The sequence below is a fragment of the Bradyrhizobium sp. HKCCYLRH2015 genome, from assembly GCF_051168215.1.
Taxonomy (GTDB): domain Bacteria; phylum Pseudomonadota; class Alphaproteobacteria; order Rhizobiales; family Xanthobacteraceae; genus Bradyrhizobium.
Genome location: NZ_JBNPUO010000003.1, coordinates 248,390 through 271,410, shown reverse-complemented (window position 1 = coordinate 271,410; position 23,021 = coordinate 248,390). Strand labels below are relative to the sequence as shown.

The 23,021-nt window shown below is 66.8% G+C and carries 22 protein-coding genes and 1 pseudogene; 11 read left to right on the top strand and 12 right to left on the bottom strand.

Going from position 1 to position 23,021, the window contains the following annotated elements:
• Positions 1-7: 7 nt before the first annotated feature.
• The gene (locus ACQR1H_RS09265; protein WP_434907446.1) at positions 8-889 is read right to left on the bottom strand and encodes a LysR family transcriptional regulator; all 882 of its coding nucleotides are present in this window, start codon (positions 887-889) and stop codon (positions 8-10) included.
• Positions 890-999: 110 nt separating this feature from the next.
• On the opposite strand from ACQR1H_RS09265, the gene ACQR1H_RS09260 reads away from it, so the two are divergent.
• Together ACQR1H_RS09260 and ACQR1H_RS09255 are read left to right on the top strand one after the other, a co-directional pair.
• Positions 1,000-1,419, top strand: coding sequence for a CidA/LrgA family protein (locus ACQR1H_RS09260; protein ID WP_315805260.1), 420 nt, complete (start codon positions 1,000-1,002; stop codon positions 1,417-1,419).
• Positions 1,394-2,104 carry an LrgB family protein gene (locus tag ACQR1H_RS09255; RefSeq protein WP_434907445.1) on the top strand — a complete coding sequence of 237 codons (711 nt, stop codon included), beginning with the start codon at positions 1,394-1,396 and terminating at the stop codon, positions 2,102-2,104. Before ACQR1H_RS09260 ends, ACQR1H_RS09255 begins: the two co-directional genes overlap by 26 nt.
• Before the next feature lie 5 nt (positions 2,105-2,109).
• Here ACQR1H_RS09255 and ACQR1H_RS09250 read toward each other — a convergent pair whose 3' ends face one another.
• The 4 genes from ACQR1H_RS09250 to ACQR1H_RS09235 all read right to left on the bottom strand — a co-directional run bounded on the left by ACQR1H_RS09250 (position 2,110) and on the right by ACQR1H_RS09235 (position 5,199).
• The gene (locus ACQR1H_RS09250; RefSeq protein ID WP_316182807.1) at positions 2,110-2,940 is read right to left on the bottom strand and encodes a type 1 glutamine amidotransferase; all 831 of its coding nucleotides are present in this window, start codon (positions 2,938-2,940) and stop codon (positions 2,110-2,112) included.
• 24 nt (positions 2,941-2,964) lie between these two features.
• Positions 2,965-3,795 (bottom strand): hypothetical protein, encoded by an 831-nt coding sequence (locus ACQR1H_RS09245; protein ID WP_434873513.1) that lies wholly within the window; start codon positions 3,793-3,795, stop codon positions 2,965-2,967.
• 131 nt (positions 3,796-3,926) lie between these two features.
• Positions 3,927-4,385 carry a hypothetical protein gene (locus tag ACQR1H_RS09240; RefSeq protein WP_434873475.1) on the bottom strand — a complete coding sequence of 153 codons (459 nt, stop codon included), beginning with the start codon at positions 4,383-4,385 and terminating at the stop codon, positions 3,927-3,929.
• A 121-nt stretch (positions 4,386-4,506) separates the two neighbouring features.
• Positions 4,507-5,199 (bottom strand): HAD family hydrolase, encoded by a 693-nt coding sequence (locus tag ACQR1H_RS09235; protein WP_315805264.1) that lies wholly within the window; start codon positions 5,197-5,199, stop codon positions 4,507-4,509.
• 106 nt (positions 5,200-5,305) lie between these two features.
• Between ACQR1H_RS09235 and ACQR1H_RS09230 the strand changes: the two genes are divergently transcribed.
• From ACQR1H_RS09230 to ACQR1H_RS09215, 4 genes are all read left to right on the top strand, one after another.
• Positions 5,306-5,992: a hypothetical protein gene (locus tag ACQR1H_RS09230; RefSeq protein ID WP_315805265.1), complete on the top strand. Its 687-nt coding sequence runs from the start codon at positions 5,306-5,308 to the stop codon at positions 5,990-5,992.
• 117 nt (positions 5,993-6,109) lie between these two features.
• Positions 6,110-8,134 carry a YgiQ family radical SAM protein gene (locus ACQR1H_RS09225; protein ID WP_315805266.1) on the top strand — a complete coding sequence of 675 codons (2,025 nt, stop codon included), beginning with the start codon at positions 6,110-6,112 and terminating at the stop codon, positions 8,132-8,134.
• A gap of 930 nt (positions 8,135-9,064) precedes the next feature.
• Entirely contained in the window at positions 9,065-9,355 is a 291-nt protein-coding gene (locus ACQR1H_RS09220; protein WP_316183268.1) for a CopG family ribbon-helix-helix protein, read from the top strand.
• Complete coding sequence (locus ACQR1H_RS09215; RefSeq protein WP_434863978.1) at positions 9,352-9,639, top strand: type II toxin-antitoxin system RelE/ParE family toxin; 288 nt, start codon at positions 9,352-9,354, stop codon at positions 9,637-9,639. Before ACQR1H_RS09220 ends, ACQR1H_RS09215 begins: the two co-directional genes overlap by 4 nt.
• Before the next feature lie 308 nt (positions 9,640-9,947).
• On the opposite strand, the gene ACQR1H_RS09210 is transcribed toward ACQR1H_RS09215, so the two are convergent.
• Positions 9,948-10,478 carry a hypothetical protein gene (locus ACQR1H_RS09210; protein WP_434863977.1) on the bottom strand — a complete coding sequence of 177 codons (531 nt, stop codon included), beginning with the start codon at positions 10,476-10,478 and terminating at the stop codon, positions 9,948-9,950.
• Between the two features lie 197 nt (positions 10,479-10,675).
• Between ACQR1H_RS09210 and ACQR1H_RS09205 the strand changes: the two genes are divergently transcribed.
• Positions 10,676-12,742 (top strand): acyltransferase family protein, encoded by a 2,067-nt coding sequence (locus ACQR1H_RS09205; RefSeq protein ID WP_434863976.1) that lies wholly within the window; start codon positions 10,676-10,678, stop codon positions 12,740-12,742.
• A 78-nt stretch (positions 12,743-12,820) separates the two neighbouring features.
• Here ACQR1H_RS09205 and ACQR1H_RS09200 read toward each other — a convergent pair whose 3' ends face one another.
• The 3 genes and pseudogenes from ACQR1H_RS09200 to ACQR1H_RS09190 form a co-directional block, all read right to left on the bottom strand.
• Entirely contained in the window at positions 12,821-13,126 is a 306-nt protein-coding gene (locus ACQR1H_RS09200; RefSeq protein WP_434863975.1) for a HigA family addiction module antitoxin, read from the bottom strand.
• Between the two features lie 16 nt (positions 13,127-13,142).
• Positions 13,143-13,420: pseudogene (locus tag ACQR1H_RS09195) on the bottom strand (type II toxin-antitoxin system RelE/ParE family toxin); the annotation flags it as partial.
• Between the two features lie 66 nt (positions 13,421-13,486).
• On the bottom strand, positions 13,487-13,771 hold the full coding sequence (locus ACQR1H_RS09190; protein WP_315800454.1) for a hypothetical protein: 285 nt from the start codon (positions 13,769-13,771) through the stop codon (positions 13,487-13,489).
• On the opposite strand from ACQR1H_RS09190, the gene ACQR1H_RS09185 reads away from it, so the two are divergent.
• A complete protein-coding gene (locus ACQR1H_RS09185) occupies positions 13,749-14,936 on the top strand; it encodes a TCR/Tet family MFS transporter (RefSeq protein ID WP_434863974.1) in 1,188 nt (395 codons plus the stop codon). The genes ACQR1H_RS09190 and ACQR1H_RS09185 overlap by 23 nt on opposite strands.
• A gap of 61 nt (positions 14,937-14,997) precedes the next feature.
• Here the strand turns inward: ACQR1H_RS09185 and ACQR1H_RS09180 are convergent, their stop codons facing one another.
• Entirely contained in the window at positions 14,998-16,242 is a 1,245-nt protein-coding gene (locus ACQR1H_RS09180) for an NF038122 family metalloprotease (RefSeq protein WP_434907444.1), read from the bottom strand.
• A gap of 249 nt (positions 16,243-16,491) precedes the next feature.
• Here ACQR1H_RS09180 and ACQR1H_RS09175 point away from each other — a divergent pair, with 249 nt between their 5' ends.
• Entirely contained in the window at positions 16,492-17,442 is a 951-nt protein-coding gene (locus ACQR1H_RS09175; protein ID WP_434881991.1) for an aldo/keto reductase, read from the top strand.
• Positions 17,443-17,716: 274 nt separating this feature from the next.
• On the top strand, positions 17,717-18,880 hold the full coding sequence (locus ACQR1H_RS09170) for a TAXI family TRAP transporter solute-binding subunit (protein WP_315800457.1): 1,164 nt from the start codon (positions 17,717-17,719) through the stop codon (positions 18,878-18,880).
• A 31-nt stretch (positions 18,881-18,911) separates the two neighbouring features.
• On the opposite strand, the gene ACQR1H_RS09165 is transcribed toward ACQR1H_RS09170, so the two are convergent.
• Both ACQR1H_RS09165 and ACQR1H_RS09160 read right to left on the bottom strand, forming a co-directional pair.
• Entirely contained in the window at positions 18,912-20,351 is a 1,440-nt protein-coding gene (locus tag ACQR1H_RS09165; RefSeq protein WP_434907443.1) for a sensor histidine kinase, read from the bottom strand.
• Between the two features lie 5 nt (positions 20,352-20,356).
• The gene (locus tag ACQR1H_RS09160) at positions 20,357-21,028 is read right to left on the bottom strand and encodes a response regulator transcription factor (RefSeq protein ID WP_315800459.1); all 672 of its coding nucleotides are present in this window, start codon (positions 21,026-21,028) and stop codon (positions 20,357-20,359) included.
• Between the two features lie 433 nt (positions 21,029-21,461).
• Between ACQR1H_RS09160 and ACQR1H_RS09155 the strand changes: the two genes are divergently transcribed.
• Positions 21,462-23,018 (top strand): glycosyltransferase family 39 protein, encoded by a 1,557-nt coding sequence (locus tag ACQR1H_RS09155; RefSeq protein WP_434907442.1) that lies wholly within the window; start codon positions 21,462-21,464, stop codon positions 23,016-23,018.
• Positions 23,019-23,021 lie beyond the last annotated feature (3 nt).

The following is a 23,021-nucleotide window of genomic DNA, read 5'->3' as shown; positions in this document are numbered from 1 at the left end:
TGATTGCTCAAGCCTCGCCGCGCTCGCGTACCAGCCTCAACCACGCCGCAGCCGCAGGCGACAGATAGGCGCCGCGGCGCCAGGCCATCGCCAATGTCCATTCGGTGCCGGGCTCATCAAGCAGGACGAGACTGATCGGCACCTGCGTGCGCTGGGTCGCGATCATGCGCGGCAGGAAGGCGACGCCGAGACCGGCGCCGGCGAGCTCGGCGATGAAATCGATCTGGGTGCTGCGCGCAGCCACGACAGGTTCGAAGCCGTTGCGGCGGCACGCCTCGCGAAGGATTCGGTTGAGCGCGAAGCCGGCCTCGAACAGCACGAACGGCGTCTCGCGCAGCTCTGCAAGGGTGATGGTCTCGCGGCGGGCCAGCGGATGATCGACCGCGACCAGCGCCATCAGCGGCTCGCGGCGCACGATCTGCGCGGCAAACTCATCGGCGATCGGCGGCAGCAGGCCGGCGAAATCGATGTCGCCTGCAGCCAGCAATTCGCTGAGCCGGTCGCTGCCGTGCTCGACCAGCCGGATCTCGATCTCCGGATAGAGCTGGCGGTAGAGCGCGAACAACGGCGCGAACAGCGTGCTCGATCCGATCGGCGGCAGGCCGAGACGCAGCACGCCGCGCTTCAAGCCGCGCAGCTCGGCGAGCTCCGCCTGCAGATCATCGCGCTCCGCCAGCAGACGAATGGCACGGCGATAGACGATCTCGCCGGCGGCGGTCATGCGGCTCTTGTGGCCGAGCCGGTCCAAGAGCTGCAATCCCAGCTCGTCCTCGAGCTGCTTGACGGCCTTGCTCACGGTCGACTGGGTCGCGAACACCACCTTGGCGGCCTGGGAGAAGCCGCCTTGGCGGACGACCTCGACGAAGGTCCTGAGGGTACGAAGTTCCATAATCAGGCAAAATATTCCATATTCGACTTATTATCATTCATTCAATTCGCTTTCTACATGTTGCGATGCGGCATACATTGCAAGCGCAATCACTTTTCGGACGCCACCGCATGATGCATCGCAGCATTTCCATTGGGGTTCATCGCCTGATCCGCCGCAACCGGCTGGCGCAGATCGGTCTGCTCGGCCTGTTCTGGGCCGTCGGCGAGGCGCTGGTCCGGACGACCGGCCTGCCATTGCCCGGCGGCATCATCGGCATGGCGCTGGCGCTCGTCCTGATCCTGGCCGGCGGACTGAAGGTCGCGAGCATCAAGCGCGGCGCGAACTGGATGCTGGCGGAGATGCTGCTGTTCTTCGTGCCGGCGGTGCTGGCGCTGCTCGACCATCGTGAGCTGTTTGGCCTGCTCGGCCTGAAGATCTTTGCCTTGATCGTCGTCAGCACCACCGCCGTGATGTGCGTGACCGCGCTCACAATCGACCTCTGCTACCGTTGGACCGAGCGTCATGACCCTCGCCGCGCTGTGGCGTGAGCCGCTGATCCAGGCGGCGGTCTGGTCGCTCGCGACGATCCTGCTCTATCTGCTCGCCAAGCGCGTGCACCGGCGCTGGCCGCGCTGGTGGCTGATGCCGCTCGCGGTGGCGCCGGCCCTGCTGATGATCGCGGCGCTCGCGCTCAACGTCTCCTACCGCGATTACATCCGCGGCACGCATTGGCTGGTGGCGCTGCTCGGGCCGGCCACCGTCGCCTTCGCCGTGCCGATCTACGAGCAGCGGGCTCTGATCCGCCGCCGCTGGCCGCTGCTGCTGGCCGGCATGGTCGCGGGCAGCCTCACCGCGGTGGCGACCAGCTGGGCGCTGGCCTATTTGCTCGGCATCGACGGCGAGTTGCGCCTCAGCCTGCTGCCGCGCTCGATCAGCACGCCGTTCGCGATGGAAGTCTCCGGCGAGATCGGCGGCATCCCCGATCTCACCGCCGTGTTCGTCGTGCTCACCGGCATCATCGGCGCGGCCGTCGGCGACGTCGTGCTCGCACGGCTGCCGCTGCGCTCGACGCTGGCCAAGGGCGCCCTGTTCGGGGTCGGCGCGCATGGCGCGGGCACCGCACGCGCCCACCAGATCGGCCGCGAGGAAGGCGCGGTCGCCGGCCTCGTGATGGTGCTGGTCGGGCTGATGAACGTGACGCTGACGCCGCTCATCATTCAGTTCATGCGGTAGAGCGCTCAGCCCCGCCCGAGCGAGACGATCCAGTTGCTGATCTCGGCCTGCCGCACCCGGTCATTCGCGACGTCCTGATCGAGCCCGAGCCGCCACAGAATGTCGCGCCGGGCGCGGTCATGATGCAGGGTCGCGAGATCGGCGGCGTAGCGCTCGAGCTCCGCCGGATCGGCGAAGAACCCCTCCTCGACCAGCGGCCGGCCGATGCGGCGGATCACCCAGGCGATGTCCTGCAGGCTGAATTCGGGATGATACTGCACGCCCCAGAACCGGCCGCGGCCGCTGCGGATCTCCGCGGCCTGCACCTCGCTCATTGCATTGCGCGCGGTGACCGTCGCATCCGGCGGCAGCCTGGTGACGATGTCGCTGTGGATCGCCGGTGCATCGAACACGGCGCCCCGCGCCGCATGCATCGGATGATCGCGGCCCGCCTCCGTCAGCGCGATCTTGCGCGCGAAGCCGACCTCGCGGCCGGCCGGATTGAGCGACACCTCGCCGCCGGCCGCAACGCTGGCGAGCTGAAGTCCCCAGCATGAGCCGAACATCGGCACGCCCCGCGCGAAGACCGTGCGCACCAGCTCGATCTGGCGCAGCGATTCCGGCTCGCGCTGATAGATGTTGAGCGCCGATCCCGTGATGACGATGCCCTGATAGGCCTCGATCGGCTGCGGCAGGCGCGCATCGGCATCGGCGGGCGTGGCGATGTCGATCGCCGCCTCTGGCGCGAGCGCGCGCAGCACGTCGGCGTAGCTCTCCGACGGCGTGGCACCTGCGATCTCGGCCCAGCGGCGCCTTCCGTCCAGCGAATTGCCTTCGAGCACGAGCAGTCTCAGCACGTCGTCAATCCTCCGCCCGGCCCATCATGGCTCCAACACGCCGCGCAGGAATCGCGCGCTCCGCTCGTGCACCTCCGGCCGGTTCAGGATCGTATGGACGTCGGCATCGATCACCATCACCTCCGCCTTGGCATCGTCCTTGAGCGCGGCGGCGCAGGAGCCGGTGACGGCGCGGTCCTTGTTCCAGGGATTGGCAGCCGAGAAATAGGGATCGCGCGCGGAAATCGCGTTCAGCACCGGCTCGTTCGGACCGATGCCGAGCCGGGGCGCGCTGACGAAGTAGTTGTCCTCGCACGACCACGAATAGATCAGCCGCGCCGCCACGTCCTTGCCGGCGTAGCGGCCGACCGCCACCGCACCCTCGCTGGTGCCCGCCAGCACGATCCGCAGCCGGTCGACCCAGCTCCAGTCGCGCGACGCCTTCAGCGCGTTCTCGAGCTCGGCCAGCCGCAGGGCGTGGACACGCTCATAGGTCGCGACGTCGACCGGCGAGGTGTAGGTCAGCCGGTCGGGAATCGCGAGGCTGTCGGGCGCCACCGACGCCACGCCGAGCTCGTCGGCGAGCCAGGCCTGGAACTCCTTCACGGCCGGCGCCACGCCGCTTGACCCGTGCATCACGATCGCGAGCGGCGCGATCCCGATCACGTCGGGCGCGTCCTCCGCACGGCCCTCCCAGCGCCGTCCGCCGGCAAGCGTCGCCGGCAACACCAGGTTGGCCCCGCTCCACGTCAGCGCCAGATTGGCGGGCGACGGCTCCAGCACCGTGTCTTTGGTCTCGCCGGGCCTGTCGGCCGCGAGGGCGGCGGTCGCGCAGAAAAAGGCGACGGCGATCGGCACGACACGCGCCACGAACATGATCGATCCGTCCTCCTGCGAGGCGAGCCCAGCGAGCCTGGCGCGCACCGTCCGTTTCAATCACGGCATCGGGCTGCGGACAAGCAAGGGGCGACGGACGGAGCATGCAGGGCACCCATGCGGTGATGCGATCAGCGCGCCCGCAGCCGCCGGCGCTGGGCGCGTGGCGATTCCATCGACCGGACGTGATGGCGCGGCGTGGCCGCAGCGCAGAAGACCGCGTTGGGCGCGCCGGCCGGCACGGCGGCGGCCTCGCGCGCTCCTCCGCAGCCGCTGACGGCGCGAAGCCGTGGCACGACCGGCGACGTGTCCCGCGAGGCCTCCTGCCGTACGCTCACATCGTTCCGGATCTCCACGGGAGAGAGAGCCAGCAGCGTCGCCCGCAAGCCGCGAAGGATGGCGGCCATTGCGCGCGACGGCTGCGCCCAGCGAAACGGCCGGGCCGAACGCTTGGCGCGGCCGCGCTTGGCTCGCCCGGCTCCACTGTCGCGACGGCCGCGCTGATTGGATGCTGATCCTTCGTCATCGACCTGCAACATCAGCCGGAACGGCTGTTCCGAGGGGCCGGCCGCGATCAACAACTTGCGCATGCGTCTCACCTTGATCTCGTGACGGCCAAGCGAGCGGCCGCGTTGGTCGAGACCATCGCGCAAGCGCGGTGACCGCAAGCTGTTGCCTGATGTCAGCGATATGTCAGCTCCGCGGCGTCGCTCACAGTCGCTCTCCCAGCCGCGCCATCACCAGATCGAGCACGTCGGCGTCATCGAACGCCGCCGCGGTCAGCGCCGCGCCCGCCGCGATCAGCTCGTCATGAGCGAGATTGGTGCGCATGCCGACGGTGGCGATGCCAGCCGCCGTCGCCGCCGCGATGCCGGCGCGGGAATCCTCGAAGGCGACCGACCATTCCGGCACGGCGTCGATCGCGCGCAGGCCTTCCAGATAGGGCAGCGGGTGCGGCTTGCCGTGCGGCAGTTCGTCGCCGATGATCACGGCGCGAAACCGGTCCATCAGCCCGAGCCCGTGCAGGATCAGCTCGGCATTGGCGCGCGGCGCGTTGGTGACGGCCGCCACCGGAATCGCCGCCGCCGCGGCCCGATCGAGCAACGCCATCAGGCCCGGCAGCGGCTGCACCGCGCCGGCGGCGAGGCTGCGAAACACCTCCTCCTTCTGCGCCATGACCGCCGCGCGCCGCTCGGGCGGCTCATCGGGCAGAAATTGGGCGGAGATCGACAAATTGGATCGGCCGAGCAGTTCGCGTGCCGCCCGCGCGCGGTCGAACACATGGCCATACGGCCCGAACACCGCGTTGAAGGCCTGCAGGTGCAGCGCGTCGGTATCGGCGAGCGTGCCGTCGATGTCGAACAGCAAAGCCCGCCGCTTATTGATAACGCCTCGCATCAGCAAATTGACCTCAACTCATCCGGATGTTGACGCGATCTGATCCAACTCTCGACCAGACCGGCTGTCGTTATTCCTCAAACGGCGTGAAACCGCGACGGGGGAAATTGCGATGATCGGCCAGTTGAGCGCATTGCCTGTTTTGACATCGTCGAGGCTCGGAGCGGCCGCCGCGCTGGTCTCGATCATCTGTGTTGCCGCGCCCGGCGCCGCGCAGGCCGGATCCGCCGACATGGTCAACGGCCAATACTGCAACGATCTCTGCAAGGCCTATATGGCCTGGTCCGACCGCATGCTGGCCGTCACCCAGCCCGCGTCCTATTCGCGGCCGCAGGTGCGGGTCGCGGTGCCGCAGAGCATGACGCCGAAAAAGATGGACAAGGCCGAGAAGCCGGACCGGATGGCGCAGCATGGGCCGAAGCCGCATCGGCCGGCGAACCTGAACTCCTTCGCCCAGCTGCCCGCCGGCAGCCACGCCGCGCAATCCGCCATGGAGCCGCCGCCGGGCGACCTCGCCGCGTCCGACGAGCCCGCGCCGGCGACTGGTCGGCCGTTCGCCGCCGACCCGCTGCCCCATTCCGCTATCGCCGACATGCGGCGCGCGACCGACGCCGCCGGCCTGCGGCTGGTGTCGATGACCGAGCCCGGCACCGGGCCGGTCACGGTCGGCGAGGCCGGCGGCAGCCCGCGCTCGAAGATGCCCTCGATCTGGATCATGCTCGCCGCAGCCGCGCTGCTGGCCTATTTCGGCCATGGCTGGCTCAAGCGCCGCAACGGCGCGTCGCATCACCTCAACTGAGACGGCTGGTCGGCCGCGCAACGCTGCGGGAACCATTCCGGACAATTTGACCACCGGCCCTCGCCTGCGACCGGGGCTTTGGTTGAACTCGCAGCGCCGCGGCTCTATGCGTGGGCGATGAACATCGCCCTCACCGCCCCCCCGTTGAGTTCCTGGCCGCGCCACCGCGCCGACCTCAAGCCTGCGCCGTTCCTGCCGATGAGCCGCAAGGAGATGGACGCGCTCGGCTGGGACGTCTGCGACATCGTGCTGGTGACCGGCGACGCCTATGTCGACCACCCCTCCTTCGGCATGGCAATCATCGGCCGGCTGCTCGAGGCCCAGGGGTTTCGCGTCGGCATCATCTCCCAGCCCGACTGGCATTCGGCCGAGCCGTTCAAGGCGCTGGGACGCCCGCGCGTGTTCTTCGGCGTCACCGGCGGCAACATGGACTCCATGGTCAACCGCTACACCGCCGACCGCCGCATCCGCAGCGACGACGCCTACACGCCGAACGGCGAAGGCGGCAGGCGGCCGGACCGCTGCACGCTGGTCTATGCGCAGCGCTGCCGCGAGGCGTTCAAGGATGTGCCGGTCGTGCTCGGCGGCATCGAGGCCTCGCTGCGCCGCATCGCGCATTACGACTACTGGTCCGACAAGGTGCGCCGCTCGGTGCTGGCCGACGCCAAGGCCGACATCCTGATCTACGGCAATGCCGAGCGCGCCGTGATCGAGGTCGCGCACCGCATCGCCAGCGGCGAAGCGCCGAAGGACATCCAGTCGGTGCGCGGCACCGCGCTGTTCCGGAAAGTGCCCGAGACCTACATCGAACTGCACGCCGACGATCTCGACTCCGCCGATGAAGGCGCGGCGCGCGAGAAGGGCTGTGTCGTGGTCCGGCTGCCGTCCTGCGAGCAGGTCGAGGCCGACAAGGAGGCCTATGCGCGCGCCTCGCGCGTGCTGCACCGGGAAAGCAATCCGGGCAATGCGCGTCCGCTGGTGCAGCGTCATGGCGACCGCGACCTCTGGCTCAACCCGCCGCCGATCCCGCTGACCATGGCGGAGATGGACAGCGTCTACGATCTGCCCTACGCCCGCGCGCCGCATCCGTCCTATGGCGACGCCAAGATCCCGGCCTGGGACATGATCAAGTTCTCGGTGACGATCATGCGCGGCTGCTTCGGCGGCTGCACCTTCTGCTCGATCACCGAGCATGAGGGCCGCATCATCCAGAGCCGCTCGGAAGGCTCGATCCTGCAGGAGATCGAGCGCATCCGGGACAAGACGCCGGGCTTCACCGGCGTGATCTCCGACATCGGCGGCCCGACCGCCAACATGTACCGGATGGCCTGCAAGGACCCCAAGGTCGAGGCCGCGTGCCGCCGGCCGTCCTGCGTCTTCCCGGAGATCTGCCCGAACCTCAACACCTCGCATGACGATCTCATCCGGCTCTATCGCAAGGTCCGCGAGGTCAAGGGCGTCAAGCGCGTGATGGTCGCCTCGGGCGTGCGCTACGACCTCGCGGTCGAGAGCCCGGCCTATATCAAGGAGCTCGTGACGCATCACGTCGGCGGCTACCTGAAGATCGCGCCGGAGCATACCGAGCGTGGTCCGCTCGACAAGATGATGAAGCCGGGCATCGGCACCTATCACCGCTTCAAGCAGATGTTCGACGCCGCCGCGGCGCAGGCTGGCAAGAAGTACTATTTGATCCCGTATTTCATCGCCGCCCATCCCGGCACCAGCGATGAGGACATGATGAACCTCGCGCTGTGGCTGAAGAAGAACCGCTACCGCGCCGATCAGGTCCAGACCTTCCTGCCGTCGCCGATGGCGACGGCGACCGCGATGTACCACACCGGCGTCAACCCGCTGCGCGGCGTCCGTCATGGCGGCAGCGACAAGGTCGAGGCCATCAAGGGCCTCAAGCAGCGCAGGCTGCACAAGGCGTTCCTGCGCTATCACGACCCGGACAACTGGCCGGTGCTGCGGGACGCGCTGCGCGCCATGGGCCGCGCCGATTTGATCGGCTCCCGCCCGGATCAGCTGGTGCCCGCACATCAGCCGCCGGGGACGGGAAAGGCTGCCGTCACGCGGCGGCCTGTGCGACCCGAACAGCGGCCGCAGCGCTTCACGACCAAGGGCGTGAAGATCAGGAAGTAGTTGTCGAGCGCGCGCCAAGCTTGATGGCATGGGCACGCACCCGCCTCGTTCTCCGCTGTCGTCCCGGGCTTGACCCGGGACCCATAGCCACAGGAAGACGTGTTGGGCACATCCTGAAGCACCAGCCTGCCTCACACATCCGCCTGTGGTTATGGGTCCCGGGTCAAGCCCGGGACGACACCGAATTTGTTGCCGCCATCTCGCCAACGCATGCGCACCGGAAGCGCCCGCGTCTGCGACGTATCCGCGCCCGTTCCCGCCACCACATCCACTCCACGATTTTTCCGAACAGCCCACCGCACTCCCGCGACGCCATCCGCGCCCAGGTGATGCTGCCGACATCGCCCTCGACAATGAGAGGGCGCGGGGAAGACCGGACCTCGACTGAGGCCCGTGGCCCGCCTGCAGAAAAAAATGCAGGCGGCAGGTACCACGAGTCCAGCCGGACGACCCGGCCTTCCCCGCGCGCTGGTTTTAACGGCTGCTTCGCGATCTCCCTGGGGACCGGGCTTGTTTGCCCCCATCACCGGCGAGACGCGTCTCCGCTTCATCGACCGGCTTGACCTCAGCGTCGGGAGGCCAGGACCACGCGACTTGACCGTACGTCCCAGGCTCATTCGCCGGCCCGCTTGCGCGAAAGCCCCGAGCCCGACACGTCCACCGCTCCCCGCTGCTACGCTCCGTGACGATCGGCCGAAACGTCCCTCTTCATCGCAAACGGGATGGCCGAGAGCATCCACTTGATTTGCCCGACGACACAAGGCGCGCAGCATGCGACAAACTGGCTCGACGGGCAGTTTGCGCATGAGAGGACTACGGGGATTGCTCGTCGGGCAGAGAACGGCGCTCAACGAGTGGTCTTGGCCAGCAATTGCGCAGCGCAATCGTCGGTCCTATATTCGATGCTTGCCTGAGCCGAAGGACTGCGTGATGCCCTCGACCACCTTGACCGTGCACGTCGATGCGAGCGTCAACGAGCGCCTCGAACGGTTAGCCAAAAGTACGGGCCGGAGCCGCGACGTCGTCGCTGCCGAGCTGATCAACGGCTCTCTCGATGTGTATGAGTGGCAGGTGGAGAGCATCCAGCAAGCCATCTCGTCGCTCGATCGTGGCGAGGGCATTCCACATCATGAGGTCAGGGACTGGGTTGCGTCTTGGGGAACGGAAACCGAGAAGGCAGTCCCCGGTAGCACGACCAAGGCTGCCTCGAAGGGATCATGACCCCGATCTGGTCCCCTGAGGCGATCGCCGACCTCGTCGCCTTGAGGGCCTACATCGCACAAGACGATCCGGCGGCAGCTCAGCGCGTCGCACTCCATATTCTTCGGAATGTCGAGACGCTGTTGGCCAATCGCCCAAAAATGGGACGGCCAGGCCGCGTTCAGGGCACGCGTGAGCTCGTCATTCCGAAGACGCCCTACATCGTGCCGTACCGGCTGTCCAACGATGCAATCCAAATCCTGCGCGTGCTTCACAGCGCCCGGCGTTGGCCCGAGTCCCTTTGAAGCACATTCCGTCAAGGGTCAGGAGAATGCTTGCGCAAAGCCTCATCATGATGCATTGGCGTCCACTCTTGGTCGCTTAAGAGATCCGGCGCAAGCGTTCGACTTAGTCGACCAGCCGTTCGACACCCATTCGGGCGCGCGCGATGAATTCCTGGTCATCCGCCGTTGCTCCCGTCAGAGAGATGTCCGTTTTGGCGGTTCGTATGAAGCTGGAGCCGACGCAGCTGTCCGAGCTTTCGATGAACGACGTCCACGGCCCGGGAGTCGCCTGCTGCAATCGCAGGCGAATTTCGGCGAAAACGCCCCAGCTAGCAGCTCGTATCTCCACCGGCCCAGCGGTAGATGCGGCTGCTCAAGGGGCCTGCTCCCAGGGGGTTGCTGACCTTGATGGTCACGCGCGAGCCTGAGCCGGACTTTTCGATGCGCGCCGAGGCGAAGTAGTTCATCCGGACCCCATAGCTGCCTGCGACCAGGCGAAACTCCGCGAAGCCGCGGTCGCGGTGCAGCTCGCCTTCGGCTTCGATCTGTCCCCCGCCCGGGTTGGCCGGATTGCCAAAGACCCGGACGGGTGGATTGCAGCTTTTGCCGGTCTCGATCAGGCGGCGGTAGATCTCCTCATAGCTTTCGGAAAAGCTCCTGCTGTCGGCGACGTCGCGCGAATTCAAGCCCTCCGGCGACATCGCACATCCACCCGCCGTCAGAACGGCGATCGCCGCCGCAGGCAGAGCTGCCTTGATCCCCATCGTCCATCCCCCTGCGCCATCGATCGTATCGCCCCGAGCGATCACCGTGCCACCGGATTCACATACGTCGTTTTGCGGGAGACAGACAATAGCCACGCGGCGTCATGAGCGCGGGCTCACCGCGGACGGCTTCGACGTTCGCGACCGACTTGGCGATCACCTCCTCACGACGCTCATTCGTGATTGCGTTTGGCCTGCGCCATCCGTCATAATTGTGAAATAGAAATTTTCGCGCAATTGACGGCAGCCAAGCCGATTGGAAGCCGAACGTTCTTTTGGAGGAGAGAGCGCACATGCACGCGCCAGTGGCCGGCTCGAAACCGGCTCCCGTGGTCGGCACGGCCTACAGGCCGGATATCGACGGACTGAGAGCTGTCGCAGTCATGTCCGTCGTCGTGTTCCACGCCTTTCCCCATGTGCTTCGCGGCGGCTTCATCGGAGTCGACATCTTCTTCGTCATATCCGGGTTCCTGATCACCTCGATCATCGTTGCGGATCTGGCGAACGGATCATTTCGTCTTCGGACCTTCTACGCGCGCCGTGTCAAGCGCATCTTCCCTGCCCTCATCGTAGTTCTCTTGGCCGTCCTCCTGCTCGGGTGCATTCTTCTGTGCACCGACGAATACAAGGAGCTCGGCAAGCAGGTCGCGGCGAGCGCCGGATTTGCCGCGAACCTGCTGTTCTGGAAGGAGGCCAACTATTTCGACCTGGCCGCGGAAACGAAGCCGCTGCTTCACCTGTGGTCGCTCGGCATCGAAGAGCAATATTACATCCTCTGGCCGCTGCTGCTGTGGCTGTGCTGGCGGACAAGGAAGCGCGCCTTGCCGTACCTCGTGGGGCTGCTGCTCGTCGGGTCATTTCTGCTGAACATCAGAGCCATGGGCACGAGCCCGACCGAGGCGTTCTACTCCCCGCTCACGCGCGCATGGGAGCTGTTTGCAGGCGGTCTGCTGGCGATCGCATCGTCGCCATACACCAGGCCGCTCCTCGGCGCCGTCCCTGACACGGGACATCGATCGGTCGTTTCCGATCGGCTCGCGGCGTCGGGAATAGCTCTGTTGGCGGCGAGCCTGATCCTGATTTCGAGAAATACGCCATTTCCCGGGTGGGCGGCACTGCTGCCTGTCGCAGCGACCTGCATGCTCGTCGGCGCCGGACCGTCTAGCTGGGTCGCCCGCCGGATTCTTTCGCATCCTGTCCTGGTCGGAATCGGGCTGATCAGCTACCCGCTCTATCTCTGGCACTGGCCCCTGCTCGTCCTGACCCGGGCCTGGATGGGCGAGGCGGGCTCCGCGCCGCTGCGCTGCGGCGTCGTCGCGCTGAGCGCCGGTCTGGCCTGGATCACCTATCGATTTCTCGAACGTCCAATCCGGTTCGGGCAATCGCCCTTGCGCTCGCTCCCACTGCTCGGCGGTGCCCTGGCGACGCTCGCTGGAATCGGCGCCCTGGCCATGACCTACGGCTGGACCTTTCAGCCGGGCGATCTGAACAGCTACGCAGCCTATTTCGATTCGTTCCGCACGGGCGTGTCGCCGGCCCGGGAAGAGCTGGTAGAGATCAACCAGAACCAATGCAACTTCTACAACTTCGAGAGCGCGCTTCCCACGCGCGTCCCGCGGGACGGCATCAGCCCGGACTGCTACACCAGCCACTCCCGCAGAACGGTGCTGCTCTGGGGCGACTCTCATTCGGCCCATCTCTTCTACGGCTTACGGAAGACGCTGCCGGCCGATACGTCCCTGCTGCTGGTCTATGCGTCGGGGTGCCGTCCACACCCGATCGATCTGGCCAAGTTGACGACGGATTACTGCGAGATGTCCAACTCATTTGCGCTGTCGACGATCAAGAATGTCGTTCCCGATGTCGTGGTCATCTCATTCAACAATTCCTTCGATACGGAGTACCTGCGCGAAGTATCCCGGGACATCAAACGGATCGGCGTGAAACGGGTGATCGTGCTCGGACTGGCGCCGCATTGGGAGCCGTTCCTCTTCAAGGTGGTCATGCAGCATTATTGGCAGTTCACGCCGGCACGTATCGCGACGCACCTGGACCAGCATGCGCTCGGCATCGACAAGGCGTTTCGGAACGAGCTCCGGGCCGACGAACCGTTCGAGTATCAGAGCCTTCATGACTTCTTCTGCAATCGAGAAGGCTGCCTGATCTATCTCGATCGCAACCGGCGCGAGGGTCTCGTGAGCTTCGACAATGCGCACCTGCGTCCCCTCGCGTCCCTCTATCTCGCCGAGCACCTGCTCACCCCGTTGATCCAACGCGACGTCCTGCCGCCGGGCACGCGCAGCGATGCGCAGCCGCATGGCAGGACGGGGGCTCCCGATGACCGGCCGGCCGTGCCGTGAAGACGCGCATCGCTGGGCTGGACCACGAGACATCCCAAGCCCCATCCGCGTCTGCCTGCCATCACCCGACCGGTCCGCTCAAGCCGCCCGCGGCTTGTTCACCGTCGCGATACGATCGAGAATCTTGCCGAGATCGCGCTTCGCGATCTGGACGTCGTAGTCGGTGTGCAGATTGAGCCAGAGCTCCGGCGTCGTGTCGAGCGCCTTGGCGAGCCGGAGCGCGGTGTCGGCCGTGATGCCGGTCTGCTCGCTGGCAATGCGCTCGATCCGTGTCCGCGGCAGGCCGCACACTTTGGCGAGGGCACCGGCGGACATCTCGAGCGGAATGAGGAATTCCTCGCGCAGAACCTCCCCGGGGTGCATGGGCTTGAGTTTCTTGGTCATCGCAGCGTCCCTTCTCGTGATAGTCCACGACTTCCACCTCCGCGGGGCCTTCTGCCGTCCAGACGAAGCACACCCGGAACTGATCGTTGATGCGGATCGAATGCTGTCCGTGGCGATCTCCAACGAGCGCCTCGAGGCGATTGCCGGGAGGCGATTTCAAGTCGCCGAGATCGGCCGCGGCGTTGAGGTAGCGCAGCTTCCGACGAGCCACCTTGACCAGATCGGACGGAAAGCCTTTCGGGCTTTCGCCATTGAACACGGCTTCGGTGATTTGCCCCGGAAGCTTCTGATCATCGCGGATATGTATCAGTTGATGATACATCGTCAAGCGACCGCTTAGTACCTGCTGCGGCGGAGCGCTCACTGACCGGCGCTCGACCATGCATCGAACGCGCCGATCGGCGTTCGGAAAAAAGCGGCTTGCGCTACCCGATCGCCGCGTGTAGATGGCGCCTGTCGCGAAAAGCGGCCGTTGCCTGCGGCCGAGTACAAGCCGTCCATCTGCCGTTCTGGCATGGACCGGCCCAGCGTCTCCCACACATCAATCGCCTGACCGATCGTCAGGCTCCAGCGAGCGGTCGCGCGTATCTGCGCCATCGGCTCGCGTGGACCGGAGCGCGCCATGACCAGGGCTGTTGCCGTCATCTATCTGACCATCGTGCTCGATGCCGCCGGCATCGGGCTGATCTTTCCGATCCTGCCGTCGCTGCTGCACGACGTGACGCACGCCGACAACGTGGCGTCCCTTCTCGGCGTCATGACGGCGCTCTACGCGGCGATGCAGTTCATCTGCGCGCCGGTGCTGGGCTCGCTGAGCGATCGACTCGGCCGGCGCCCGCTGCTGCTGGTCTCGCTGGCCGGCGCCATCGTCAACTACCTGTTCCTGGCCGCGGCGTCAGATCTCTGGATGCTCCTGCTCGGCCGCGCCGTCGCTGGCGTCACCAGCGCAAACGTCTCGGTGGCCACGGCCTACATCACCGACATCTCGCGCGAGGACGAGCGGCCCCGCCGCTTCGGCCTGCTCAATGCGATGTTCGGCATGGGATTCATCATCGGGCCCGTGCTCGGCGGCGCGCTCGGCGACCATTGGCTGCGGCTGCCGTTCGTCGTGGCGGCGGCATTGAACGGATGCAACGCCCTGCTGGCGTTGCTGATGCTGCCGGAATCGCGACCGCCGGACCCCGGCAGGATCGAGATCGCAGTTCTGAACCCGCTGCGGCCGCTGCGCTGGGTGCTCGCCGTCAGGAGCCTGCTGCCGGTGGTTCTCCTCTTCTTCCTGTTCAGCGCGACCGGCGAGGCCTATGGCGTCTGCTGGGCGCTGTGGGGTGGCGACACCTTCCACTGGAGCGGTCTTTGGATCGGCCTGTCGCTCGGCGCCTTCGGGGTGTGCCAGATGCTGGCCCAGATGTTCCTTCCCGGTCCGGCGGTGAGATTGCTGACCGAGCGCGGCGCCATTCTGACCGGGGTGACCTGTGTCTGCACGGCTCTCACGGCCATGGCGTTCGCCAGGCAGAGCTGGATGGTGTTTGGCGCCATGCCGCTGTTCGCCCTCGGCGGCATGGGCATGCCGGCCCTGCAGTCGCTCGCCACCCGGCAGGTCGACGAGAATTTACAGGGCCAGTTCCAGGGCGTGCTCGCCGCCACCGTCAGCCTCGCCTCGATCGTTGCGCCGCTCGGCTTCTCGAGCCTGTACTTCGCCGTCAGGGAGCAATGGCCCGGGGCGATCTGGCTGTCGGTCGTCGCCATCTACGCGATCGCCATTCCCGTCGTTGTCACGCTGCGCCCGGCCAAGCCGGTGTCCGTGCCCTGACGTCTCGGAACGATCGCCTGCGCCGCCCTTGCCTCGGGGACAGCGCTCGCCCGCACGCCTCTCAGTTCGCGGTGATGCTGTGCAGATGCAGGGCCATCATGGAGTCGTAGTGGGAGTTGCCGGCATAGGGGTCGTGGACCGCGGCCTCGTGCATGGTGCCGGCGGCATGGGTGCTGCCACTCTCGTTGGCCGCGGTCGCATCGGCCTGCGCGTTCGCCAGAACCTGCGCAGCGCCTGCGGCGTCACCGAGCTTGGTCAGGCTGGCGGCGGTCTCGGCTGCCACCGCCGAGGCGATGGCGGCGGCCTGCGCCGGCGTCTGCACGGGCGCGGCGACGCCTGCGGCCTGCGGGATCTGGGCCAGCAGCGCCTGCGTGTCGGGCGTCTTGATGTTGTAGCCGAGCGTCTCCAGCACCACGAGATCGATCGGCGACAGCGTCTGCGACGTGGTGGGGTTGTAGAACTCGTTCAAGGGATCGCGCGCGCCCTGGATGCCGGTGTTGAGGAAGTCGGCCGGGTCGGACATCTGGCCGTAATCGGCGATCTTGGTCACGCCGCCGTCGAGCGAGAAATAAGCGGGAGGGCCGGCCGCGATGTTGTTGTTGATCAGATGCTGTCCCGGCTTGGTGAAATCGAACAGATCGAAGATGTCGAGATTGCCCGGCGACGGTACGCGCCCGAGCGCATGCGACAATTCGTGCAGCGCGACGCCGACCAGGGACTGAGTCGGGATGTCGGTGTTGAAGATGGCGAAGCCGTCCTCCGTCGTCGTGCTGTTTGGATCGATCAGCCCGAGCACCTTGGCCTGCGCGTTGGCGACGAACACCTGGGAATGGCCCTGCACCGCCCTGGTCGTCGGCAGATTGTCGAACACGGTGTCGCCGGCCGCCGCGTGATCCTGCAGATCGGTTCGCAGCTGCGTATAGTTGGCGAGCACGCCGTTGCTGACATTGGCGCCGGCGCCGCCGCCGGTGCCGGCGAAATCGATCGCGAGGTTCACCGTGGCCTGATCGGTGATCGCCGAGGACAGGATCGCCGCCGCCTGCTCGACGCCGGCGCGGAAGCTTTCGGGCGCAGCCGCAGCGGCGGCATCGAAGGTGAGGTTGAAGGTCAGACCGCCGGTGTGAACCGCGACGGTCTCGGAGCCGTCGGCATGCACCACCGGATCCGACACCGCGCCGGGCGGCAGCACGAACGGCGAGGCGGCCGCGGCCGTATTGGTGGTCGTGGTCTTCGCCGCCGCGGCCGGGTCCGGCATCATGAGGCCCTCCGAGCTCAGTCCGAGCTGGTCATAGGTCAGCGTGTTCATCAGACGGACTCCTCGATCATGGCCCCCGCGTCTCCAGCTGCGAGGCGTTCGCAAGCCGCGACCATCATCGGCAAGTGAGTGAAAAGTCTGACGCGGCCGGACCCTCTTCGCGGCAGCCGCGCCATGGTTTGGATGCGGCCGGGAAGCCCCGCCATGCTCCTGCCGCGCTGGTCACGCGCGGCGAATGACGGCAATCTGCGGCAGGCGTCCGCCACAGATCGATCCAACATCATCATCGAGAGCCTCCCCATGAAGATGCGCCCGCTCGGCCGGTCCGGCCTCAACGTTCCGCCCCTCTGCTTCGGCTGCAACGTGTTCGGCTGGACGGTGGACGAGGCAGCCTCGTTCCGCCTGCTCGACAAGGTGCTGGAGTCCGGGCTCAACTTCCTCGACACGGCGGACGTCTATTCGCGCTGGGTGCCCGGCCACACCGGCGGCGAGTCCGAGACCATCATCGGCAAATGGATGAAGCTGCGCGGCAACCGCGATCGCGTCATCCTCGCCACCAAGGTCGGCATGGACATGGGCGACGGCAAGGTCGGGCTGAAGGCCGACTACATCGCGCGCGCGGTGGAGGATAGCTTGCGCCGGCTGCAGACCGACGTGATCGACCTCTATCAGTCGCACAAGGACGACGAGGCGACGCCGCAGGAGGAGACGCTGGCGGCCTATGACAGACTGATCAAGGCCGGCAAGGTGCGCGTCATCGGCGCCTCGAATTTCTCGGCGGAGCGGCTGCAGGCCGCACTCGACATCTCCAAGGCGAACAACCTGCCGCGCTATGAGAGCCTGCAGCCGGAATACAGCCTCGCCGAGCGCGCATCCTACGAAGGCGCGCTGCAGCGCGTCTGCGAGGACAACGGCGTCGGCGTCATCACCTTCTTCTCGCTGGCCGCCGGCTTCCTCACCGGCAAGTACCGCTCGGAGGCCGATTTCGGCAAGAGCCCGCGCGGCCAGCGCAGCATACCGAAATACTTGAACGAGCGCGGCATGCGCATCCTCGCCGCGCTGGATTCGGTCGCGAGGGAGACCGGAGCGCAGCAGGCCTCGATCGCGCTGGCGTGGCTGCTGGCCAAGCCGTCGGTGACGGCGCCGATCGCCAGCGCGACCAGGCCCGAGCAGGTCGACACCCTCGTGGCGGCGACGCAGCTCGCGCTGACCGCGGACCAGGTCGCGCGGCTCGACGCGGCGAGCGCGTGAGCGCACACGACCATCATTCAACCAGGCGTGCGGCGTTTCGACACGCACGCAGGACGATCGTTCTCCACCGAACTCGGCCTGTGATCGAGGACAGGGCGCCGCCAGCGGCTGTCCTCGCACGCCATCACGCTCCTGCACCGCATTTTCAGCACAGCCGTGCAGCGGGCCGGGCGACTTTGCAGCAATTCGCCGATCGTCACCTCACGGCCAAACTTCGGCCGGGATCGAACTGCTAAGTCCACCTCTAATTTAGAATGTATCGAGGAAGCGTTCGGTGAATCGTGTCGCGCGCGTAGCTGTTGGCGCATTCGTATTTGCATCGGTTCTGTCATCCCTCGTGGCGCCGACCGGCAGCGCCCGGGCGCAGCAATCACCGCAGCGCGCGCCGGCCGGCGCCCCGGTGGGCACGCTGCCGGACCGCGAGGCGCTGAACTCCGGCACCGTCACCGTGATCACCGCGCCGATCGGCGGGCCGATGTCGGTGATGGGCTCCGACATGGCGGCGGTGCTGGATGATGGCGAGAGCCTGCGCGTGCTGCCGATCCTCGGCAAGGGCTCGGCGCAGAACCTCATCGACATCGTCATGCTGAAGAACATCGACATGGGCTTCGTCGCCACCGACGCGCTGGAATTCGTCAAGACGGAATACAACATTCCAGACATTGCCCAGCGCGTGCGCTACATCGCGAAGCTGTTCCACAACGACGTTCACATCATCGCGCGGCGCGAGATCCGCTCGCTCGCGGATCTCAACGGCAAGCGCGTATTCGCCGAGCGCTCGATCGGCCTCCCGGCGGCGCGCACGATCTTCCGGCGGCTCGGCATCCAGGCCGACATCGATTCGCAGACCGACCCGACCGGCGGCCTGCAGAAGCTGATCGACGGCCAGGGTGATGCCTGGATCGCCTCGGTGTCGAAGGACGCGCCGATCATCAAGGGCATCAAGAACGAGGGCGGCAGGCTGCATCTGCTGCCGGTCCCGTATGACCGCGTGCTGCAGGACATCTATCTGCCGACGACGTTCTCGTCGGAGGAATATCCCAACCTGGTGCCGCCGGGCACGAAGGTCGACGCGGTCGCGGCCTCCACCGTGCTGATGGTCTACAACTGGCCGGAGAACAGCGAACGCTATCGCCGCACCGCGCGGTTCGTCGACGCGCTGTTCGGCAAGATCCAGGTGCTGCAGTCGCCGCCGCGGCATCCGAAATGGCGCGACACCGTGCTGTCGGCGCCGGTGCAGGGCATGATCCGCTTCAAGGCGGCGCAGGAATGGCTCGACGGCGCCCGCGCGATGCAGTCGCCGGGCCAGGACGCCAACCCGGCCGAATTCCGCAAGTTTCTCGACGAGCGCAAGGCGCAGGCGCGGATGTCGCCGGACGAGGCCGCGAGACTCTACAGCGACTTCCTGAAGTGGCAGCGCAGCAGGGAGCCACGCTGAGCACCGAACCGCCGGAAGCGACGTCCCGGCGTCAGGAGGGCGGCAGCAATCCCGCCTGCTCGGCCGTGCGCCGGACGGCCGGCAGCGCCGCATTCGCAGCGCCGCCGTGCTGAGGCGCGGCGCGCGCGAAGCTCAGCTCGACCGTGGTGCCGCCGCCCGGCGTCTCGCGCAGCGCGACGCCGCCCTGATGCGTCGCCATGACCTGCGACACGATCGAGAGCCCGAGCCCCATGCCTTCGCCGCGGGCGTGGCCGCGCTCGAACGGCTGCAGCAGGCGTTCGGGCTGATCGGATTGCAGGCCGGGCCCCGAATCGATCACGCGCAGGCGGGCAGCGGAGTCGACCTCGACCAGGATGGGACCGCCCGCGCCAGCATGCGCGACCGCATTCCTGATCAGGTTCGAGAGCGCGACCGCGATCGCGGGCTCCGAGCCGCGGATCCGGACCGGCGCATCGCAGCCGGCGAAGCCGATCTCGAGCCCGGCCTGCAGCGCCATCGGCACGTGCTCGGCGGTGACGCGCCGCGCCAGCGCGACCAGGTCGATCTCGCCCGGCTCATCCGGCTCCATCGAAATCCGCGCCAGTTGCAGCAGCATCGTGACGATCGACGACAGCTTCTGGTTCTCGCCGACGAGCTTCGCGCGCAGGCCGGCATCCGGCACCGCCTCCAGCATGGTACGGGCGTTGGTCAACGGCGTGCGCAGCTCGTGGGCCGCGTTGGACAGGAAGTTGCGCTGCGCCTCGGCGGCGTGGTCGATGCGCGTCAGGGCACGATTGAAGGCGGTGACCAGCGGCAGCAGTTCGGCGGGCGCGTCGCGCTCGGGCAGCCTTCGGCCGTCGGGCACGCCGTCGATCATCTCGGCGGCGCGCGCGACCGCTCGGACCGGACGCGCGATCAGCGTCGGCACGAACAGCAGCGCCGCCAGCACCGTCGCGACCAGGACCAGGATGATCGGAAGCGCGACGATGGTCGCGTCGGTCAAGGTGCCCATCATGAGCTGCGTCGAGGTGTAGGCGACGCCGCCGGTCTCGATCCAGACCTCGCCGACCGGTGTGTTGCGGACTGCCGTCATCCGTTTCAGGCGCCTCGTCTCGCCGTCGATCGCGTAGGCCAGGAAGCTGGTGCCGTCCTGCGACGACGGCCCCTTGTGCGGCCGCCATTTCGGAATCGGCCCGTAGCTCACCTCGCCGCTCTTGTCGGAGACGACATACCAGAACGTCGGAAAGTCCTGCATGATCGTGTCGAGGCGGGGCGTCTGCTTGACGATCAGTTGGCCGCCGGCATCGCGGGCCACGGCCTCCTTCAGCGCGTCGGCGACGTCGGCCGCACCCCACGTGCCGTCATCGTCGCCGCCGAAGCGGATCAGCAAGGCGGCGGCGCAGATCAGCATGATGGTGGTGACGACCGCAATCAGCGTCGCGGAGAGCAGCGTGATCGAGCGCCGGATGCGGCTCAGCTTCTGCCACCTCATCTGCGTCACTCGCCGCTGAGGAGATAGCCAAGGCCGCGCACCGGCCTGATCGTGGCCTTGCAATTGGCTTCGCGCAGGCGGCGGCGCAGCCGCGACACATGGGCCTCGATCGCGTTCGACTGGATCTCGTCCTCGAAGCCGTAGGCTGCGGTCTCCAACGTCTCGCGCAGCACGACCCGCCCGCTGCGGCGAACCAGCGCCTCGAGGATCGCAAGTTCGCGCCTGGGCACCACGATCGGCGCCTCGTCGACGCAGACCGCACGGTTGACGATGTCGAATCCCAGATTGGCGATCGAGACCATCGCGCCGCGGTCGAGAAATAGACGGCGCAGCACCGCCCGCGCCCGTGCCACCAGTTCAATAGGCTCAAATGGCTTGGCGACATAGTCGTCCGCGCCCTCGTCGAGCGCACGTGCGATGTCGGCGGGATCGTCGAGCGCCGTCAGCACCACGGTCGCGGGGCTCGGCTTCTGCTGCCGCAGATCCGGCAGCAGCGCCAGCCCGTCGCCGTCCGGAAGACCGCGGTCGATCACCACGAGCTCGAAATTGCGCACCGCGATCGCCGCCCGCGCCTCGTCGAGCGTCGTGACGATGTCCGACGAGCCGAACGCCGTCGCGAGTGCATCCCGCAGCCAGAGCCCGAGCTGGGGATCATCCTCAACGACCAGAACGCGCACGCCATCCTCCCGCATCACCGACAATCGGCTGTTCCTATCATTACGGACGGATTACAATAGGATTACGTGGCGGCGTTCTGGTACCGTTGTTTTTCGTGGCTCAATCGAAGTTGACTGGTTCTGACAAGGCCGATTGCACGCCTGTCGCGACATCTCCGATTGCAAGCTGAACGGTTTCTCGGCCGGCGCGATTGCAGTCGCATGACGGGCCAGGCCGCGGACATCCGATTTTCCATCAGCCGGCAGGCCGGTAACGTCAGCCTTTCGTAATCGTCTTGGCCGAGACTGGCGCGCTCAAACACGCGCCGAGGATTCGCCCGCATGAAGCCTGCCGCATGATCGACCGGACATACCGGGCGATCCGCCATTCCTAATCGGCCGGGGGCGTCGATCGCGCGTCACATCCGTTGCCTCATCATTGATCGACATCGACATGTTCTATGACTTTGCGTTCTCGACCGTCGCCGAACGGTCGGACTGTCATCCGGCGGCCTGGCGTCGTCCATTCCTGCGCTGGCTGGACGGCATCGAGGCCGGCTGGGCCGTGCCGCTGCTGCTGGCGTGCTTCGTGGCCGTGTGGACGGTCTATCTTTCGATCGCCTATGCCGGTGCCGGCCTGCATCCTGACGTGATCGAGACCTGGACGTTCGGGCGGACGTTCGCCTGGGGCTACGACAAGCATCCGCCGCTGATGGGCTGGATCGCCGGCGCCTGGACCGCCGTCTTCCCGCTTTCCGACTGGTCGTTCCACCTGATGGCGATGACCAATGCGGCGCTGGCGCTGTGGTTCGTCGATCTCGTCTCGCGCCGCTTCGTCGGCGGCGACAAGCGGGTGATCGTGCTGCTGCTGCTGATGCTGACGCCGGCCTATCAGTTTCACGCGCAGCGCTTCAACGCCAACTCGGTGCAGCTGGCGACGTGGCCGCTCGCCACCTACTGCTTCCTGCGCGCGTTCGAAACGCGAACGACGTCCTGGGCTGCCGCCGCGGGTCTGACGACCGCACTCGCCGTGCTCGGCAAGTACTACTCGATCTTCCTGGTGATGAGTTTTGCCTTCGCCGCCACAGCGCATCCGCAGCGGCGCGCCTATTTCACGTCGGCTTCACCATGGATCTCCACGGTCGCCGGCCTCGCCGCGCTGTCGATGCATCTCGACTGGCTGGTCGGACATGACGCCGCGCCCATCCAGCACGCGCTGATGCACGCGCGCTCCACCCTGGCAACGTCGTCGCGGGATGCCCTGTTCTTCCTCTTGGGGCTCGCAGCCGCGATGGCCGTGCCAGCCGTCACTTGGCTGATCGTCGCCGGCGCCAGGATCAGGTCCTTCGCCACGGAGATGACCACGCTGAACGACGGCCTCCGGCTGTTGTCGTACATCGCCATCGGCACGGTCGGCCTGCCCGTCGTCAACGCGCTGATCATGGGGACCGACCTGCCATCGCTGTGGGCGCTGCAGGGACTGTTCCTGTTCGTCGTGGTGGTCGTCTGCGGCGCAAGCTATCCGATTGCCCGCTTCCACACCGTCAACATCGCGGTGCTGACGGCCGGGATCGCCGTCCTGGCCGCGATCGTCGCGGCGCCGCTGCACGCCTTCTACCGCAACCGGCACGGCTATGAGGAAGGCCGCACCTTCTACCAGCAGACTGCACAGGAAGCGACGCGGCTATGGCGGGATCTGACAGGAACACCGCTCGCGCATGTCGGCGGCACCGAGAGCCTTGCGCTCGCGACCGCCTTCTACAGCGCTGACCATCCCGCTTACGGTCTGCCCATCTCAGCCCACAAGACCGGTGCGGACTCTGGCAGCGAAGGCTGGATTTCGCTGTGCTTTCGCGACCAGGCGGATTGTATCGGCGCCGCGGAAGCGGCGGCCGCCCGATCCGGCAACTACGTCAGGCGTGAGTTCACGGTGCAGGCGCGGCTGCTCGGCTGGACGGGTTGCACACGAACGGTGGTGGCCTTCCTGGTGACACGGCCGAGCGAACCATAGGGC

What these genes read in the sequence shown, in the direction of transcription:
- ACQR1H_RS09190 (WP_315800454.1), bottom strand. Translation starts at nt 13,771, where the DNA reads ATGACGGCAACAGCCCTGGTCATGGCGCGCTCCGGTCCACGCGAGCCG.
- ACQR1H_RS09230 (WP_315805265.1), top strand. Translation starts at nt 5,306, where the DNA reads ATGATCGGCCAGTTGAGCGCATTGCCTGTTTTGACATCGTCGAGGCTC.
- ACQR1H_RS09265 (WP_434907446.1), bottom strand. Translation starts at nt 889, where the DNA reads ATGGAACTTCGTACCCTCAGGACCTTCGTCGAGGTCGTCCGCCAAGGC.
- ACQR1H_RS09260 (WP_315805260.1), top strand. Translation starts at nt 1,000, where the DNA reads ATGATGCATCGCAGCATTTCCATTGGGGTTCATCGCCTGATCCGCCGC.
- ACQR1H_RS09180 (WP_434907444.1), bottom strand. Translation starts at nt 16,242, where the DNA reads ATGAACACGCTGACCTATGACCAGCTCGGACTGAGCTCGGAGGGCCTC.
- ACQR1H_RS09185 (WP_434863974.1), top strand. Translation starts at nt 13,749, where the DNA reads ATGACCAGGGCTGTTGCCGTCATCTATCTGACCATCGTGCTCGATGCC.
- ACQR1H_RS09155 (WP_434907442.1), top strand. Translation starts at nt 21,462, where the DNA reads ATGTTCTATGACTTTGCGTTCTCGACCGTCGCCGAACGGTCGGACTGT.
- ACQR1H_RS09255 (WP_434907445.1), top strand. Translation starts at nt 1,394, where the DNA reads ATGACCCTCGCCGCGCTGTGGCGTGAGCCGCTGATCCAGGCGGCGGTC.
- ACQR1H_RS09165 (WP_434907443.1), bottom strand. Translation starts at nt 20,351, where the DNA reads ATGAGGTGGCAGAAGCTGAGCCGCATCCGGCGCTCGATCACGCTGCTC.
- ACQR1H_RS09220 (WP_316183268.1), top strand. Translation starts at nt 9,065, where the DNA reads ATGCCCTCGACCACCTTGACCGTGCACGTCGATGCGAGCGTCAACGAG.
- ACQR1H_RS09215 (WP_434863978.1), top strand. Translation starts at nt 9,352, where the DNA reads ATGACCCCGATCTGGTCCCCTGAGGCGATCGCCGACCTCGTCGCCTTG.
- ACQR1H_RS09205 (WP_434863976.1), top strand. Translation starts at nt 10,676, where the DNA reads ATGCACGCGCCAGTGGCCGGCTCGAAACCGGCTCCCGTGGTCGGCACG.
- ACQR1H_RS09240 (WP_434873475.1), bottom strand. Translation starts at nt 4,385, where the DNA reads ATGCGCAAGTTGTTGATCGCGGCCGGCCCCTCGGAACAGCCGTTCCGG.
- ACQR1H_RS09225 (WP_315805266.1), top strand. Translation starts at nt 6,110, where the DNA reads ATGAACATCGCCCTCACCGCCCCCCCGTTGAGTTCCTGGCCGCGCCAC.
- ACQR1H_RS09245 (WP_434873513.1), bottom strand. Translation starts at nt 3,795, where the DNA reads ATGTTCGTGGCGCGTGTCGTGCCGATCGCCGTCGCCTTTTTCTGCGCG.
- ACQR1H_RS09200 (WP_434863975.1), bottom strand. Translation starts at nt 13,126, where the DNA reads ATGACCAAGAAACTCAAGCCCATGCACCCCGGGGAGGTTCTGCGCGAG.
- ACQR1H_RS09175 (WP_434881991.1), top strand. Translation starts at nt 16,492, where the DNA reads ATGAAGATGCGCCCGCTCGGCCGGTCCGGCCTCAACGTTCCGCCCCTC.